Annotated in this window: 14 protein-coding genes; 6 read left to right on the forward strand and 8 right to left on the reverse strand. The window is 71.6% G+C overall.

Going from position 1 to position 15,815, the window contains the following annotated elements; genetic code table 11:
• Nucleotides 1-73: 73 nt before the first annotated feature.
• The 4 genes from ACZ7EC_RS12910 to ACZ7EC_RS12925 are packed head-to-tail and all read right to left on the reverse strand — an operon-like array spanning nucleotide 74 to nucleotide 3,216.
• Nucleotides 74-667, reverse strand: coding sequence for a YdeI/OmpD-associated family protein (locus ACZ7EC_RS12910; RefSeq protein ID WP_471061752.1), 594 nt, complete (start codon nucleotides 665-667; stop codon nucleotides 74-76).
• Nucleotides 639-998: a hypothetical protein gene (locus ACZ7EC_RS12915; RefSeq protein WP_471061755.1), complete on the reverse strand. Its 360-nt coding sequence runs from the start codon at nucleotides 996-998 to the stop codon at nucleotides 639-641. The genes ACZ7EC_RS12910 and ACZ7EC_RS12915 overlap by 29 nt, the downstream gene beginning before the upstream one ends.
• Nucleotides 995-2,458: a sensor histidine kinase gene (locus ACZ7EC_RS12920; protein ID WP_471061758.1), complete on the reverse strand. Its 1,464-nt coding sequence runs from the start codon at nucleotides 2,456-2,458 to the stop codon at nucleotides 995-997. The genes ACZ7EC_RS12915 and ACZ7EC_RS12920 overlap by 4 nt, the downstream gene beginning before the upstream one ends.
• Nucleotides 2,455-3,216 carry a response regulator transcription factor gene (locus ACZ7EC_RS12925; protein WP_471061761.1) on the reverse strand — a complete coding sequence of 254 codons (762 nt, stop codon included), beginning with the start codon at nucleotides 3,214-3,216 and terminating at the stop codon, nucleotides 2,455-2,457. Before ACZ7EC_RS12925 ends, ACZ7EC_RS12920 begins: the two co-directional genes overlap by 4 nt.
• 408 nt (nucleotides 3,217-3,624) lie before the next feature.
• Here ACZ7EC_RS12925 and ACZ7EC_RS12930 point away from each other — a divergent pair, with 408 nt between their 5' ends.
• From ACZ7EC_RS12930 to ACZ7EC_RS12945, 4 genes are read left to right on the forward strand one after another with little or no spacing between them, the layout of a single operon-like run.
• On the forward strand, nucleotides 3,625-5,199 hold the full coding sequence (locus tag ACZ7EC_RS12930; RefSeq protein ID WP_471061764.1) for an IucA/IucC family protein: 1,575 nt from the start codon (nucleotides 3,625-3,627) through the stop codon (nucleotides 5,197-5,199).
• Between the two features lie 37 nt (nucleotides 5,200-5,236).
• Nucleotides 5,237-6,946: an IucA/IucC family protein gene (locus ACZ7EC_RS12935; protein WP_471061766.1), complete on the forward strand. Its 1,710-nt coding sequence runs from the start codon at nucleotides 5,237-5,239 to the stop codon at nucleotides 6,944-6,946.
• Nucleotides 6,943-8,151, forward strand: coding sequence for a type III PLP-dependent enzyme (locus tag ACZ7EC_RS12940; protein WP_471061769.1), 1,209 nt, complete (start codon nucleotides 6,943-6,945; stop codon nucleotides 8,149-8,151). Before ACZ7EC_RS12935 ends, ACZ7EC_RS12940 begins: the two co-directional genes overlap by 4 nt.
• Complete coding sequence (locus ACZ7EC_RS12945) at nucleotides 8,148-9,452, forward strand: MFS transporter (RefSeq protein ID WP_471061771.1); 1,305 nt, start codon at nucleotides 8,148-8,150, stop codon at nucleotides 9,450-9,452. Before ACZ7EC_RS12940 ends, ACZ7EC_RS12945 begins: the two co-directional genes overlap by 4 nt.
• A 44-nt stretch (nucleotides 9,453-9,496) precedes the next feature.
• Here the strand turns inward: ACZ7EC_RS12945 and ACZ7EC_RS12950 are convergent, their stop codons facing one another.
• From ACZ7EC_RS12950 to ACZ7EC_RS12965, 4 genes are all read right to left on the reverse strand, one after another.
• Entirely contained in the window at nucleotides 9,497-10,249 is a 753-nt protein-coding gene (locus ACZ7EC_RS12950) for a polysaccharide deacetylase family protein (protein WP_471061774.1), read from the reverse strand.
• Nucleotides 10,246-11,583, reverse strand: coding sequence for an MGDG synthase family glycosyltransferase (locus ACZ7EC_RS12955; RefSeq protein ID WP_471061777.1), 1,338 nt, complete (start codon nucleotides 11,581-11,583; stop codon nucleotides 10,246-10,248). The genes ACZ7EC_RS12950 and ACZ7EC_RS12955 overlap by 4 nt, the downstream gene beginning before the upstream one ends.
• A gap of 665 nt (nucleotides 11,584-12,248) precedes the next feature.
• Nucleotides 12,249-13,277: a M56 family metallopeptidase gene (locus tag ACZ7EC_RS12960; protein WP_471061780.1), complete on the reverse strand. Its 1,029-nt coding sequence runs from the start codon at nucleotides 13,275-13,277 to the stop codon at nucleotides 12,249-12,251.
• A gap of 4 nt (nucleotides 13,278-13,281) precedes the next feature.
• On the reverse strand, nucleotides 13,282-13,710 hold the full coding sequence (locus ACZ7EC_RS12965; protein ID WP_471061783.1) for a BlaI/MecI/CopY family transcriptional regulator: 429 nt from the start codon (nucleotides 13,708-13,710) through the stop codon (nucleotides 13,282-13,284).
• A 157-nt stretch (nucleotides 13,711-13,867) separates the two neighbouring features.
• Between ACZ7EC_RS12965 and ACZ7EC_RS12970 the strand changes: the two genes are divergently transcribed.
• Together ACZ7EC_RS12970 and ACZ7EC_RS12975 are read left to right on the forward strand one after the other, a co-directional pair.
• Nucleotides 13,868-14,521 (forward strand): response regulator transcription factor, encoded by a 654-nt coding sequence (locus tag ACZ7EC_RS12970; protein ID WP_471061785.1) that lies wholly within the window; start codon nucleotides 13,868-13,870, stop codon nucleotides 14,519-14,521.
• Nucleotides 14,512-15,780, forward strand: a complete 1,269-nt coding sequence (locus ACZ7EC_RS12975; protein WP_471061788.1) for a sensor histidine kinase — start codon at nucleotides 14,512-14,514, stop codon at nucleotides 15,778-15,780. The genes ACZ7EC_RS12970 and ACZ7EC_RS12975 overlap by 10 nt, the downstream gene beginning before the upstream one ends.
• Nucleotides 15,781-15,815 lie beyond the last annotated feature (35 nt).

Here is a 15,815-nt window from a genome sequence, read left to right on the forward strand (position 1 = left end):
CTTTGCTCCCGCATCGTAAGCGGTGGAGGCGGTGGCGGCGCTGGAGGCGTGGCACCGGCGGCAAGCCGTGGCCCTAGGGGTGCGGCTTCTTCCCCTCGGCGAGCATGGTGACGAACCGGGCGATGCGGGCCGCCCTGGTCTCGGGCTTCTTCGCCTCCTCGATCCGGTGGAGGACCGAGTAGCGGTTGCGGCCGTCCAGGGCGGTGAAGAACGCGGCGGCTGCCGGGACGGCGTCCAGGGCCGCCCGGAGGTCGTCGGGCACGGTGGCCGCGCGCGGACTTGCGTAGGCCGCCGCCCAGCGGCCGTCCGCGCGGGCCCGTTCCACCTCGCGCAGCCCGGCGGGCCGCATCCGGCCCTCCTCGATGAGGCGCGTGGCCTTCTCCCGGTTGACCTGGGACCACCGGCTGGTGGGCCGCCGGGGGGTGAAGCGCTGCAGCCAGTGGCATTCGTCCAGCTTCCGCTTCTGGCCGTCGATCCAGCCGAAGCAGAGCGCCGACTCCAGCGCGCCCTGGTAGTCGACCCCGCCGGGCCCGGCGACGCCCTTGCGGGCGAGCTTCAGCCAGATCCCCGTGACCACCGCGTGGTTGTCCTCCAGCCACCTCTCCCACTCCTCGGGGGTGGCGGGGAAAAGCACCGGATCACTCGTGTGGGACGCGCCGCTGGACATGGTCCTCATGAAATCCCGCCGACGCGCGAACGGTCAATCGGCCGGGGGCCGCGATCGACTCGCGTATGGAGTTCCTCGCGGCGTCGACTACGACCGTGGCCGGTCCCCGTACACGATCGCCCGTGAGGACACCGTCGTCTCCCTCCCGTGCGGCGCAGACCTCGCGCTCGCCCCCTGACGGTGCGCCGAAGCCGTGCTGCGGGCCACCGACGGACTGGGGCCGGACCACGCCTTCGGCTTCGCGGGCGTCCGGGTCCCGGAACAGGCGTCGCCCTTCCCGCTGCTCGGCGACGGCGGCGACGGCGACGACGGCGTGGGCGAGCATGATCACCGCGCAGGTGTCGATCGCGCTGCCGAGTCGACGTCCGCTGCGGTGACAAGGCGATCCTGCTGGGTGCGGCATTCGACGTGCCGCAGGCGGACGACGGCGTCGAGTCCGCCGCCGGGGGCCGTCTCCAGGGTGACCTCGCCGCCTCCGGCGCGGGCCAGGTGCCGGACCAGGGGCAGACCGAGGCCGGTGCCGTCGTGGTCGGCATGGGGAGCTCGCCAGAACCGGTCGAAGGCCCGGTGGCGTTCGGCCTCTGTCATGCCGGGGCCCTGGTCGATCACATGCAGCTCGGCCATGGGCGGGATGCGGGGACCTTGTCCGGGAATGGTGACGACGGACAGCGTGACGGAGGTTCCCGGTGCGGACACGCGGAGCGCGTTGGAGAGCAGGTTGTCGAGGATCTGCTCCAGTGCGCCGGGGACAGCCAAGACCGGAACGGACGTGCCTCCGGACACGATGATGTCGACCTGCTGTTCGTCGGCGAAGGCGGTCCAGATGCCCGCGCGATCGGCGACGACGCTGTCGAGGTCGGCTGCCTCTGCCCGGATCTCGGCGTTCTCCATCCGTGCGAGAGCGAGCAGCCCCTGCACCATGCGGCTGAGGCGCTCCAGCTCCACGAGTGCCTTGTCGAGGCTGTCCTGTGCGCAGGGGGCGAGGTGCGGCTCGAAGTTCTCCAGGCGCAGTCGTAGAGACGTCAGGGGCGTCTTCAGCTGGTGTGACACGTCGGAGGCGAACGCCTGCTGAGCCTGGAGCAGGTGCTGAAGCCGGGTCGCGGTCCGCGTGAACGACGCCGCGAGCCGACGCAGTTCCGGTGGCCCGTGGTCGGTGGCCGGCGGATCGGTGATCCGGCCTTCGGCGAGTTGAGCTGTGGCGCGTTCCAGGGCCTGAACGGGTCGGGTGATCGAGCGCGCAAGAGTGAACCCGATCAGGGAGGCGGCGGCGAGGACCCCCAGGCCGGCCGCCAGGAGGACCAGCCAGGCGGTGTGCACCCTCGTTCTGAGCGGGTCCAGTGCATACACCGTTCGCACCACGCAGGCGACGGCGGCATCGGACCCGCCGGGGACGGTGACGAAAAGGAGTTCACCGTCTGTGCGAGGAGCTTTGCGCGTCCCGACAGCGCGGTGATCGTGAAGTGCCGTGGAGATGTCCGGCTCGGCGGACAGGTCCTTGCCGACCATGGCGCGGGCAGCGGTGTCGGTGAGGACGATGCCTCGGCGGTCGGTGACGAGCACGGTGCCGCCGGTCCGCCGCCCGTAGGCGCGGGCGAGGTCGGGCAGGTCGGCTGTCAGCCCGTGCTCCATCTTGTCCTCGCAGACCTCGGCGAGGGTCATCGCCCCTTGCTCCGCTGTGCGCGCATAGCGGGACAGCTCGCTGCGGGCGTAGAGGACGCCGAAGGGCACTTCGAGCGCGAGCAGGACGAGCAGTATCAGGCTCAGGTGGCTGAGCAGGATGCGACGGGTCACCGGATCTCTCCGCCGCGCGTCTGCACCGCGGCGGGCGTGGCGTCGAGATGTGCCGGGGGGACGAGGCGGAAGCCGATTCCGCGGATGTTCTCGATCCAGGACGCGTCGCCCAGTTTGCGCCGCAGCGCGGCGATGTGGACGTCCAGGGTCTTGGTGGGGCCGAAAAAGTTGGGTTCCCAGACCGTGTCGAGGATCTGCCGGCGGGAGCAGACGGCGCCGGGGTCCGTGGCGAGGCAGGTGAGCAGGTCGAACTCCTTGGGCGCGAGGGCGATGGGCGACTGGTGCAGGTGTACCTGCCGGGCGCGACGGTCGACGGTCAGAGGGCCGATCCGCTGGACATCGGGTGTCCCGGAATGACTCAGCCCGTCCGCTGGGTTCGAAGATTGACCCTGCGGGTCCGGAACCGCTGCTCGGGCGCGGCGGGTGACGGCACGGATACGGGCGACGAGCTCCCGAACGCCGAACGGCTTGGAGACGTAGTCGTCCGCACCCAGTTCGAGCCCGAGCACACGGTCCACCTCGTCGTCCCTGGCCGTGATCATGATGATCGGTACGGACGAGCGGGATCTCAGCGTCCGGCACACGTCGATGCCGTCCATGTCCGGCAGCCCCAGGTCCAGCAGCACCATCGCCACCTCCGGCGCGGCGAGGCCCTCGGCCCCCGTTCTGGCGTGTTCCACGGTGAACCCGAAACGGCGCAGCCCCTCCGCCAACGGCCCGGCCACCCGGTCGTCGTCCTCGATCAGCAAGACACGCATGCCGAAAGGCTCACAGACGGCGGCCACCGCGCGTGGCGCAAACGCCGCAAGCTCCCCCGAGCCAGTGATCTTCCACGGTCGGCTCATTCGCCGAAGCGCGCCGTGTTAACGACATCAAGGAACTGGCCAGCACGGAGTAAACAAGGAGTCAGGGGATCGGACGCCGGCACTCGTTCTCCCAGGTGGCAGCCGGAACCTGATCCAAGGTCAGTTTGCAGGCCGCGGCGTCCTCCTCGGCGGATCGGCCGCGATCGCGCAAGGCGAAACGCCGCTTCGGGGGAATCCCGGACTTCCCGTTGTATTCGCTCTGGCAATTCCCTTGATCGTCTTCCCGTAGCGTCGGTTGTGCGGTCGGTGCCACCGGAGCACCACCGGACAACCCGTCACCGCGAAATCCAGGAACTCTACATGCCCATGGAAGATCTGCGCCGCATCCGCCCGGACCTGGCGGAACCCTTCGCGATCGCACTGCCGGGAGCACGCGCGACCGTGCTGAGCCGTCTGTGGGGTGCCTTCGCACGAGAACCCCTGCCCGGTGTGGGCGCGCGTCGCCGTGAGGCCGCATCCTTGGTGGTCGAGCTGCGGCGGGGCGGTTCACTCTCGGCGGCCGAGGCCGGCGCCCGGCCGTTCGCCGAGGTTCCGCAGGACTTCGCCGTGTCGGGACCGGAGGGTCCGATCAGCGACCCGGCCCGGCTGCTGTCACACCTGGGCCTGCGCAGCCCCGCGGCGGAGCGACTCGCGGCCGAACTCGACAACAGCGTCGTCAACCTGGCCCTGGCAAGAGCCGCGAACGCGGACCGGAAGGCCACTCCGGCCGACTCGGCGGATGCCGAGCAGGCGGTCGTCGACGGGCACCCGCAGCACCCCTGCTGCCGGACGCGCACCGGCATGTCCGTCACCGACGTGCTCGCCTACGCGCCCGAACACCACCCGGTCGTCCCGCTGGCCCTGGTCCGGGTCCCGGCCGACCGCTGGCAGGGCGCCGGCGACTGGCCGCGAACCCTGCGCGACGGCGACACCTACCTGCTGCCGGTGCACCCCTGGCAGCGGGACCACCTGCTCGGGCACCACCCCGACCTGGCCGTCGTGGAGGAGACGATCCCAGCCCGCCCCCTGCTGTCGCTGCGTACCCTCGCACCGCTGGACGCCCTGCCCGGCTGCCACATCAAGACCGCGCTCGACGTCCAGGTCACCAACTACCGGCGCACCATCTCCCCGGCCGAGGTCGCCGACGGACCCCCGCTGTCCGACCTGGTCACGGCCGTCACCGACAAGGCCGGACACAGCGGCAGCCTGCGCGTCCTGCGGGAACTGGGCGGCGGCTCGGTCTGCGTGGACGGACAGCCCTCCGCGAGCCTCACCACCATGATCCGCGAATCGACCGAGTGCCACCTCGACGCCGGGGAGATCGCGGTACCGCTCACGGCCGTGCACGCGACCGGAGCCGCCATGGTGTCGGGGGACCCGGTGCGCTGGCTGGCGGACCTCGCCGATCTCCTCCTGCCCCCGGCCCTGACGCTGCTGTCCATGGGGGTGGCACTGGAGGCACACGGCCAGAACACCCTGGTCGTCCTGCGCGACGGGCGGCCGGTGCGGGTGCTGTACCGGGACCTGGACGGGGTACGGGTCAGCCCGCGCCGCCTGGCCCGATGCGGCTTCACGCTGCCGCCGCTGCTCGGCACCCGCGCCGGCGACGACGTCGACGCGCTGCGCACCAAACTCTTCGGCGCCCTGATCAGCGGGGTTTTCAGCGAACTCGTCGATGTCCTCAGCCGGGCCCGGACGGCTGATCCACGAGCGCTGTGGGGCACGGTCGCCGATGCCGGACGCCGCGTCTTCGCGAGCCTGCCGGACCAGGAGGACGCGGCAGCGTTCTTCGGAGACACGATGCCGCTCAAGGCGACCATCGCCATGCGTCTGTCCGAGAACCCGGGCGCCGCGCAATGGACGTCCGTTCCCAACCCCCTCGCGCTGTGCCGTTGACCTCCGGCACCGACCGCTGTCCCACTGGAGCGACCACATGACCACCGGCACGGCCCCCCACACCGCTGGCGCCACCACCGTCCCTTCCCCGACCACAGAGCCGTCGCGGACGGCCGACCTCGTCACGACCCACACGCTGCTCAACTGCCTGGTCCGCGAGGTGTCCGCCCCCGAGCACCAGGTGACGGTCGTCGACGACCACCTCCTGCTGCGACTGCCCCGCCGGGGCCTTCTGCTGCGTGCCGCGCTGCGTCGGACCTCGTTGCTCGGAGCGCATCGCTTCCAGGACTCGGTGCAGCGGCTCGACGGCGACACCTGGGTGACCGTGGACTGGCGCGAGCTGGCCCGGTGCATCCAGGACGAACTGGAACAGCGCACGGGTCTGGCCAACGAGGAGTTCCTGGGCCAGGTGGCGGACAGCCGGGAGACGATCCGCGTCGTACTGGAGGAGCGGGCGGGTGTCCGGGCGGCCACGGACCCGTATGTGGCCTCGGAGCAGTCCCTGGTGTTCGGCCACCGTTTCCACCCCACGCCCAAGGCCCGTACCGGCGACCCGGCGGACTGGCTGGTGTACGGCCCGGAGACCGGCACCAGCTTCCGCCTGCGCTACCTGGCGGTGCGCAGCCACCTCGTACGGGAGGAGGGGGAGCTGCACGCGCTGGACGTACTGCACCCGGTGACCGACCCGGAGTTCGCGGTACTCCCCGTACACCCCTGGCAGTACCGGCTGCTGAAGGAGCACCCCCGGTTGCGCGAGGCGGTCGGGGCCGGGGACATCGTGGACACCGGCTCGGGCGGACCGGAGCTGGTGCCGACCGCATCGGTGCGGACGCTGTACGCCCCGGAGACCGACGCGTTCCTGAAGTTCAGCCTCAACGTCCGCCTCACCAACTGCGTCCGCAGGCACGCGAGTTACGAGCTGTCCGGTGCCGTCGCACTCAACCGGCTGCTCCAGCCCGTCTTCGCCCGGCTCACCGACCGCTTCCCGCGATGCGCGCTCCTGGCCGAGCCGGGCTACCGCACCCTCGACACGGCCGGCGACACCGCCCTCCTGGAAGGCTTCGGCGTCATCGTCCGCTCCGGCCTGCGCCCCCATCTGCGTGCCGGGGTCACACCCCTGCTCGCCGCCGCGGTGGCGGACGAGTATCCGACCAGCGCAGCCCATGTCTCCCAGCTGCTCGACCGCGGCGACGGCGACATCCTGGCCTGGTGGGACGCGTACCTCCGGCTGTTGCTCCCGCCGGTACTGGCCGCCTACTTCGAACACGGCGTCGTGCTCGAACCCCACCTGCAGAACGTCGTCGTCGGAGTCGAGGCCGACGGCACGCCGGCGCAGATGTTCTTCCGCGACCTGGAGGGCACCAAGCTCCTGTCCGGGCGTCACCGGCAGGCCCTCGACGAACTCCCGGACGACGTGCGCGCTTCCCTCACCTATGATCCCGAACACGGCTGGAACCGGGTCGCGTACTGCCTCCTCGTCAACCACACCGCCGAAGTGCTCAGCGCGCTGGCCGATCTCGACCCGACGCTGGAACCCGCGCTGTGGGGCCTGGTCCGCGACCACCTCGCCGACTACGCCCGAACCGCCGCCGAACCGCCGCGCCTGCGTGCCCTGCTGTCCGGCGTACCGCTGCCGGCCAAGGCCAACCTGCTGCTGCGCTGGTCCCGCAAGGCCGACCGGCACGCCGGTTACGTGCCCCTGCCCAGCCCGCTCGGTGCGGACTTCCCCCGCGAGGTGGTCCGATGAGGCCCGAGGCGTACGACCTCGTCGCCGCACTGCCCGACGACGATCTGCCCGCCTACGTCTACGACCTGCCCGACCTGCGCGAACACGTGCGCATGATCCGGGCCGCACTGCCGGACCGCGTCGAGTTGCTGTACGCGGCCAAGGCCAACTCCGACCCCCGGATCCTGTACACCCTCGCCGAACACGTCCACGGCTTCGAGGTGGCCTCCGGCGGCGAACTGGACCATGTCCGCGCGGTCGTGCCGGGCGCACCGATCGCCTTCGGCGGTCCCGGCAAGACGCAGCAGGAGCTCACCCGCGCACTGGACGCGGGAGCCGAGCGCCTGCACATCGAGAGCGAACACGAACTCCGTCTGCTGGCCACCCTGCTGGGCGACCGGACCGTGGACGTCCTGCTGCGCGTCAACCTGCCCGTCGACGTGGGCCGAGTCGCCCTGGCCATGGGCGGCGGGCCGTTCGGCATGGATCCGGTTCAGCTGGACGGTTGCCTGGAGGTGATGGAGTCGGCTCCGGGCGTCCGGTTGCGTGGCCTCCACCTCCACCTCGCCAGCGGCCTCGAGGCCCAGCCCCATCTTCAGCTCGTCGACAAGATCCTTGCCTGGGCCGGGAACTGGGCCCGCGACCGCGGGGTGGACCTGCGCGAAGTCAACGTCGGCGGCGGTATGGGCGTCGACTACACGCATCCGCTCAGGACGTTCGACTGGCCCGCTCTCGGCGCCGGACTGCGCAGGATCCTCGCCCGCCACCCCCACCTCACCCTGCGGATCGAGCCCGGCCGCTCGGTCACGGCGTACTGCGGCTGGTACGTCACCCAGGTCCTGGACATCAAGTTCAGCCGGGGGCACGCGTTCGCCGTACTGCGCGGAGGCACCCACCACCTGCGCACCCCGGCCGCGAAACAGCACGACCAGCCCTTCGAGGTGATCGCCGACGACACCTGGCTGCGGCCCTGGAACCGTCCGCAGGTCCGGGACGAGCCGGTGACGCTGGTCGGACAGCTGTGCACGCCCAAGGATGTGCTGGCAAGCCGGGTCATGACCGAACGGCTGCGCGTCGGCGACCGTGTCGCCTTCGCCATGGCCGGCGCCTACGCGTGGAACATCTCCCACCACGCGTTCCTCATGCACCCCCGTCCGACCTTCCATCACCTCGACGACGCCGGCGTGCCCGTAGCAGGCGACACGTATGCCCGTCGGACGTCATGAGCGCCGCCGTTCGCCTGCCGGTGACGCACGCACTCGCGGTCCGCGGCTTCCGGCGCTACCTGTTCGGACAGCTGGTCTCCAACATCGGCACGTGGATGCAGCGCGCCGCCCAGGACCTGCTCGTCCTCCACACCACCGGCAACAGCGGCAGCGCGGTCGGCATGGTGACCGCGCTGCAGTTCCTGCCGCAGACCCTGCTCGGCCTGACCGGAGGCGTGCTGGCCGACCGGTATCCCAGGCGACGGATGCTGCTCTGGACCCAGACGGCGATGGCCGCCCAGTCGCTCCTGCTGGGACTGCTCACGGTCACCGGAGCCGTCAACCTGCTGTCCCTCTACGTACTGGCCTTCGCCCTCGGCACCGCCACCGCCGTGGACAGTCCGGCCCGCAACGCCTACATCAGTGAACTCGTCTCCCGCGAGCGCACGGCCAGCGCGGTCAGTCTGAACGCCGCCCAGTTCAACGTGGCCCGCGCCGCGGGGCCGGCCCTTGCCGGCCTGACCGTCGCAGCCTTCGGCACCGGCCCGGTGTTCCTCCTGAACGCCGCCTCGTACCTGGCCGTCCTCTACGGCCTGATCACCATCCGTACCGACGCGCCGGACGCCTCCGTCCGCGCGCGACCGGGCCCCGCCCGAGTCCGCGAGGCCCTCCGCCACATCGCCACCACCCCGGAACTGCTCCTGCCGATCAGCCTCATCGCCTTCGTCGGCACCTTCGGCCTCAACTTCCAGGTCACCATCTCGCTCGTCGCCATCACGGTGTTCCACACGGGTGCCGCCACGTTCGGCTGCCTCTCCGCCGCCTACGCCCTGGGCAGCCTCCTCGGCGCGATGTACTGGGCCAACCAGCGCAAGCCCCCCACCGCACGCCGTCTGACCTCCACCACGATCGGCTTCGGGGTGCTGGAAGCCGCGCAGGGGCTCATGCCGGGCTACGGCTCGTTCCTGGTCCTGCTGTTCTTCACCGGATGTGCCGCGGTGACCGTGACCACCACCGCCAACGCGCTGATCCAGCTCCATGCCGACCCCCGGCTGCGGGGTCGCGTCCTGTCCGTGTACTTCCTCGTCCTCCTCGGCGGCACCCCCGTCGGCGCACCGCTGGTCGGTCTGGTGTCCGACGCTCTCGGAGCCCGCTTCACCCTGGTCCTGGGCGGCGTCATCTCGTTCGTCACCGCGCTCGCGCTCTCCGTCTCGTTCGCGAGCCGGACCCGTCGGCGCAGCCGCGTCGCGGAACCGACACCTGTGACCAGCTCACCCTTTGCTTCGGTCGGGCCGGCCAAAGAGCGGCAGCCCGACCTGTGATGCGTTCGGTCGCAGCCGCGTGCAGCCGGCGCCGGGCGGGGCGTTCACCGGCGAGGCAGGCCGGGGACGCCGTGTTCGCGCAGGGGGCCGACCTGCCAGCCGCGTTCCTGGCACGTGTCGAGGATGCGGGGCAACGCGGCGAGGGTGGTGCGCCAGGAGCCGTTGGCGGAGGTGCAGTCGGAGTCGTGCAGCAGGATGGTCCCGCCACCGCGCAGGTCCGTCAGGACGGTGTGCTCGACGGACTGGGGAGTGGCCCGCCTGCGCCAGTCCTCTCCCCAGCAGGTCCACAGCACGGGAGTCAGGCCGAGGCGGCGGCAACCCAGATGGGCGGCGGTGCTCATCACTCCGTACGGTGGCCGGAAGAACACGGGTGGCCTGCCGGTGACCTCGGCCACGGCGTCGCGTGCGCGGGCGAGGTCCTCCCAGGCGGCACGGGGACCGCGCAGCAGCAGCGGGCGATGGTGCCAGCCGTGGACGGCGATCTCGTGCCCGGCCGCAGCCATCTCCTCGGCCAGCCCCGGTGAGCCGGTCAGCATGGAACCGAGCAGGAAGAAGGTGGCCCGCAGCCCGCGAGCGCCGAGGAAGTCGAGGAAGCGCGGGGTGGACCGGTGGTCGGGACCGTCGTCGAAGGTGAGCGCTACGTGATCTGGCCGGCCCCGGCCGGCCAGGCGCGGCATGGCCGCGTTGCGCACCGGCCCGAACGTGGAGATCACGGGTGCCGCGTGCAAAGCCGCGAGGGCGGGCACCGCCGCGGCCGAGGCGAGCGCCGTGGCACGGGCGAGACGGGCCGGGGTCATCGTCCGTCTCCATCCAGGTAGTGGGCGACGGCGGTGAAACGGGCGGGGGTCTTCTCGGTGGAGGCGCATGCCAGCGGGGCGGCGACGCCCAGACCGGCCGTGGCCGCCACGGCGACGGCCGTCAGGGCGATGCGCCGTCGGCCGGCGAAGCGCCTCGCCGGGGGCTGCGCGTCCGGCGCGGGACGAGGCACGGCTCTGGCGGCGATGGAGGTCACCGGTCCGGGAGCCAGGCGGTGCAGGTCGAGTCCCATCGCACGCTGCGCCCGACCGCGCGGCCCGTGGAGGAGCTCGTTCAGCACCGGGCCGAGGTCCGCCCGGTCGCGGATCCAGGCCGCCAGGCCCGCCTCGTCCAAGGCTTCCGCGTTGGTCTGGCCGTGACCGGGGATACAGCGGTAACTGGCCACCGGCAGCCCGGCGGCGAACGCCTCCAGCGAGGTCAGTCCACCCGCGTTCTGCACCAGGACGTCGCAGGCGTGCATCAGCTCGGGCATGTCGTCCACCCAGCCGAAAGTGTGCTCGACGCCGTCCCCGCGCAGATCTTCCACGAGGGACTCGTTGCGCCCGCACACCACCACGGGCACCGCGACCCCGGTCTCCCGTATCTCCGCGGCGGCCCGTCGCACCGGTCCGACGCCCCACGACCCGGCGACCAGCAGGGCCAGGGACGCGTCCGCGGGCAGGGCGAACCGCTTGCGGGCGGCAGTCCGCTGCCCGTCCGTGGCGGGAGTGAAGCGGGCATCGGTGACCGGACCGGCGACGGTGACGGCGGCCGCGCCCTGTACATGGGCCTGAGCCGCCGGCACCGGGTGCACGGCGAGGTGGGCGTCGATGCCGGGGGCGACCCAGAGGGCGTGGACGGAGAAGTCGGTGAGGTAGGTGAAGGCCGGCACCGTCAGCTTGCCGCGCCGGCGCAGCGCGCCGAGGACCTGGCTGGCGCCGGGGTAGGTCGAGACGACCGCGCGGGTGTCCGGCGCGAGCGCCCGCAGGGTGCGCTGCTCGGCTGCGCGGAACAGCGCCCGCCACACCGCACCGGGGCGCGCGGCCCGGTCGGTGGCCGCGTACAGGCGTTGGTAGCCGTCCGGCATCCAGGTCAGCATGCGGTGGTAAGTGCCGCGCAGCAGCCGGCCCGTACCGGTGGGCAGCAGTTCGAGGAAGTCGTGCCGGTCCACCAGGTACCCATGGTCGGCCAGCCGCTCGGCCAGCCCCGCCGCCGCACCGTCGTGTCCCGCACCGACGCCGGCCGAGATGATCGCGATCCGCCCGGTATCGCCCTGCGGCGGTGCGGGGGACGGCGAGGGTGCCGACGCCGGCACCAGGTCGTCACGGTGGACCACGGTGGATCGCCTCCTGATGGGTTACGGGGCACGCCGGGCATGCCCCGGCCCGGACGGCGCTGCGGGCAGGCCGAGGCCGCGCCTGTGCGCGGGCCAGGGCCACGACTCGACCGCTGTGGTGCCGAGAAAGGAAGCTACTACATGATGTAGAGCTTAGGGAATGATCACCGGGTGGGGATCGGTTGGCACTCTGGCCCCGGCGCCCGGTTGGCGCCGGTCAAGTTACTACGAGATGTAGAAGAATGGTCGTCGCCGAGGGGAGGGGCGATCGAATGGCCTCGGGGCATCCTCATGATCACGGTCTGGTGGACCGCAGGGCGCCGTGGCCCGCAGGCGATGACCGTCGCGTCGGCCGCGCCGGTCGCCGTCCTCACGGCCTTCGCCGCGGCCGAGGTCGTCAAGAAGCTCGTCGCGGAGGTGCCGCCCTGCGGGCCCGCCGGGATCGGTGGACGCGGACTCGGCGTGGAAGGCGATCGGGGTCGCGGGTATCGCCGAGTCGATGCGTACCGGCGCGGGGCGGGGCGCCGCCATCACGCTCGCCGGTGAGTCGGCCTTCTCGCTGGGCGGCGGCCGGCTCTCCCATGCGCCATGCGCGGGGCGCCCTCACTGTGCTCTTGCCCGGTTCGCCTCGGCGACCGCGCGACGGGGGCTGAGGATCGGTCAGGTCAGAAGTGCCGCTCTCCGTGCTCCGGACGATCCAGGACGGCACGACAGCCGTCCGGTCCGTGCCGAGGGGCATCGTCGTGACCGGCCGGCGCGGCGGCGGTGGGGGTGTCGGCATGTGCCCTGCACAGTGCCCACTGCGCGCTGTCCAGCATGCGGTCGCTGTCCGAGGCGGCGTTGGCCAGGCTCGCGCAGCACACGGCCAGCAGCAGGCCGCCCGCCAGCAAGGGCAGGCTGCGGCGGGCGGGCGGCGGGGCGAGCAGGGCCCGTACCCGCTGGGGCACCACCCCGCCGGTCGCGGCCAGCGCGGCGGGACGGGACGCACCAGCCGATGCGAGGGCGGCGCGGCCCACGGCGTGGGCGACGACCGTACGGTCACCGACCCGCTCGGCGGCCTCCTCGTCGGCCCAGCGCTCCAGGACGAAGTTGCCCGCGACGGCCACCGGCCGCAGCAACGGGTTCAATGCGGCCGTGAGTCGCCACACGCTCTGGAAGATGTGGTGACGCCCGCGCAGATGCGCCCGCTCGTGGGCGAGCAGTGCCGCGCGCTCGGCGTCGCCGAGGCAGCACAGCATTCCGCGGGAGACGACGATCCGGCCCGGTGCTCCGGGCAGTGCGAAGGCCAGCGGGACATCGTCATCGAGTACGGCCAGTTCCGTGTCCCCTGGCAGCTCGGCGCACTCCCGCCGGGCCCGGAGCAGGTGGCGGCCCTGCCGGACGGCGGCCACGCCGAGGGAGAAGACACACGCCGCGAGCAGCAGGGTGCTGACGGCCGCGACCACGGCACAGACCGGGTCGTGGGAGCGCAGTGCGGACACGGACCAGCGGCCCTCCTCGGCGATCTGCGGGATCTGCGCCACGCCGGTGAAGGCCAGCAGGGCGAGGGATCCCGCCCACCCGGCCGCCGTCACCAGCGCGGCGCAGGCCAGCGCCAGGGCAGCCGGGCGCGGGGGCAGTCGGTGCGCCACGGGGGGTGCGAGCAAGGCGAGTGCCGTCGTGACGAGGAACGGGATGTAGACGCTGATCAGCACCGGCTCACCGCTTCCCGGGCGAGCGCCGGCTCTTGGGGAGCCCGTCGTCGTGCCCGGACAGCAGCTGCTGCAACAGGTGCTCGTCCTGTTCGGACAGCTCCGAGACGAATCGGGCCAGCACCGCCTGACGGTCGGAGCCACCCGTCAGCAGGGAGTGCATGCGCTGGGCGGTGTGCGAAGCCTCGTCGCGGGCCGGTGCGTAGGCGTAGCCACGGCCCTCACGGTGCCGTACCAGCATGCCCTTGTCGTGCAGCCGGGACAGGATGGTGAGTACCGTCGTGTAGGCGAGATCGCCCGGCAGCTTTTCCCGGACTTCCCGCGCGGTCCGCGGACCGTCTGCCGCCCAGAGGGCGGCAAGGACATCGCTCTCCAGTTGGCCGCGAGCTCGCCTGCCGGACACCTCGTGGGCTTGCTCGTCTCCTTGGCCCGTCACCCCACCGTCCGCCTTCCCTCGCCGTCTTCGGGTAACAGGCTACCCGGAACGGCTACTACATCACGTAGAGACAGGGCGTACGGTGGGGGACCGCGGGCGCCGGGCGGCACCCGCAGGGAGAGCAGAGAACGTTCGCTGGAGCATCTAGGGTCAGCCTGTGGCTTCTATTGTGGTGTGTGAGGATGACGCGGCGGTCCGTGACGTCCTCAAGCGTGCACTCGAGCGCGACGGCCATACGATCGCGGTCGCTTCCACCGCGGACAGCCTGCTGCGGCAACTTGAGCCGCCCCCTCACCTGGTCGTCCTGGATCTGGGGCTCCCGGACGCCGACGGCCGGGATGTCTGCCTGGCGCTGCGGGCACGCGGCGTCGATGCCCCGGTGCTGATGCTCACCGCTCTGGACGGCATGCAGCACAAGGTGGGCGGCTTCGAGGCGGGAGCCGACGACTACATGACGAAACCGTTCGACATCCCGGAGTTGCTGGTGAGGGTCCGCGCCCTGCTGCGCCGAACAACCGCGACGACCCCGCCGAGGGGTGTCCTGCTCGATCCGGCGAAACACGTCGTGAGCCACGGTGCGACGAGCCAGAGTCTGACGCCGACCGAGTTTCGGTTGTTGGGCAGGCTTGTCGCCTCGCAGGGCGACGCGGTCCGCCGCCAGGCCCTCGTCGCTGCGGGTTGGCCGCACGGCGCGCAGGTCAGCGACAACACTCTCGACTCCTTCGTCCGCCGGCTACGGACCAAACTCGGCGCGCTGGGCGTGGCCGAGCGGTTGGCGACGGTCCGCGGGGTGGGCTATCGATGGGAGTGACGGGTTTCCGGGGGAGAGTCGTCGCGCTGGCGGTTCTCATCGCGACGGCGGTGGTCGCCGTGCTGGTGGTGGTCTCGCATGTGTTGCTGAGCCAGGTGACCGACGCCGACGCGAACGCTCTCGCGCACACACGTGCGGAGGCGGTGGCGGCGAACGTAGCCGTACGCGGTGACCATGTGGTGCTGATCGAGGGCGGCAACGAAGCGCTGGACACGGTCTCGTGGGTGTACGCCGATGGGCGCCTCATCGACGGGATCGTGCCGGGCAGCGTCCTCGACCGCGTCGATGCGCTTGTCGGCTCCGGACGGTCCCAGACCACCACGGTCGGCAGCGACCTTCTGTATGCCCAGCCGATCCGACTGGAAGGCCACCACGTCATGGTGGTCGTGAGGGTGGATCTGACGCCGTACGAGACGACGGAGCAGCGCAGCCTGACCATGTCGCTCATCTTGGGCGGCATCTCGATCCTGCTCGCCGGCGTCGTCGCACATATCGTGGTCAGTCGTGCGTTGCGGGTGGTCCACATGATGGCCGCCCTCGCCGACGCCTGGGGCGACCAGGAAGCCGGGCGCCGATTCGATCTCGGGGTTCCGCGGGACGAATTCGGAGAGCTCGGGCGAACTCTCGATCGCCTGCTGGACCGCGTGGACAACGCGCTCGCGGACGAGCGCCGGCTCACCGACGAGATCGCCCATGAGCTGCGGACGCCCCTGACGGCCCTGCGGGGCGAGGCCCAGTTGGCGCAGCTCTCCGGTCACCAGGTGGCACCGGAGTCTGTGCTGACCGAGGTCGACCGCCTGAACACGGCGATCACGACGATTCTGGGTGCCGCCCGGACGAGGATCGACGGCGGTACCCGCTGCGATGTCAGGGCGGCGGCGCGACAGGCGATCGCCGGTCGCTCGATCGAACTCGCCATCCCTGCCGACGTCGACGTCGCTGTGGCAACCGAACTCGTAGTGGCTGTGTTGTCACCCCTGTTGGAGAACGGCCTGCGGCATGCGAGTTCACGCGTCTGGGTCACGGGGCGCGTCCAGCCTGAGGGCGTCGTGATCGATGTCCTCGACGACGGTCCGGGGTTCGATCCGGCAGAGGTCGACCGGGTCTTCGAAGCGGGCGTGACCAGCGGCGGCGGGCACGGGTTGGGGCTGGCGGTGGTAAAGCGTCTCGCCGCGTCCGCGGGAGTGGCGGTCCGTGCGATCGCGGATGGTCACGGTCGCGTCGAGGTGACCTTCCCCACACCGCAGGCGATCACGTAGTCAGGTTATGTGCAGGTTGGCCGAGCCAACCTCGC

It is taken from the genome of Streptomyces sp. NPDC037203 (assembly GCF_055605065.1).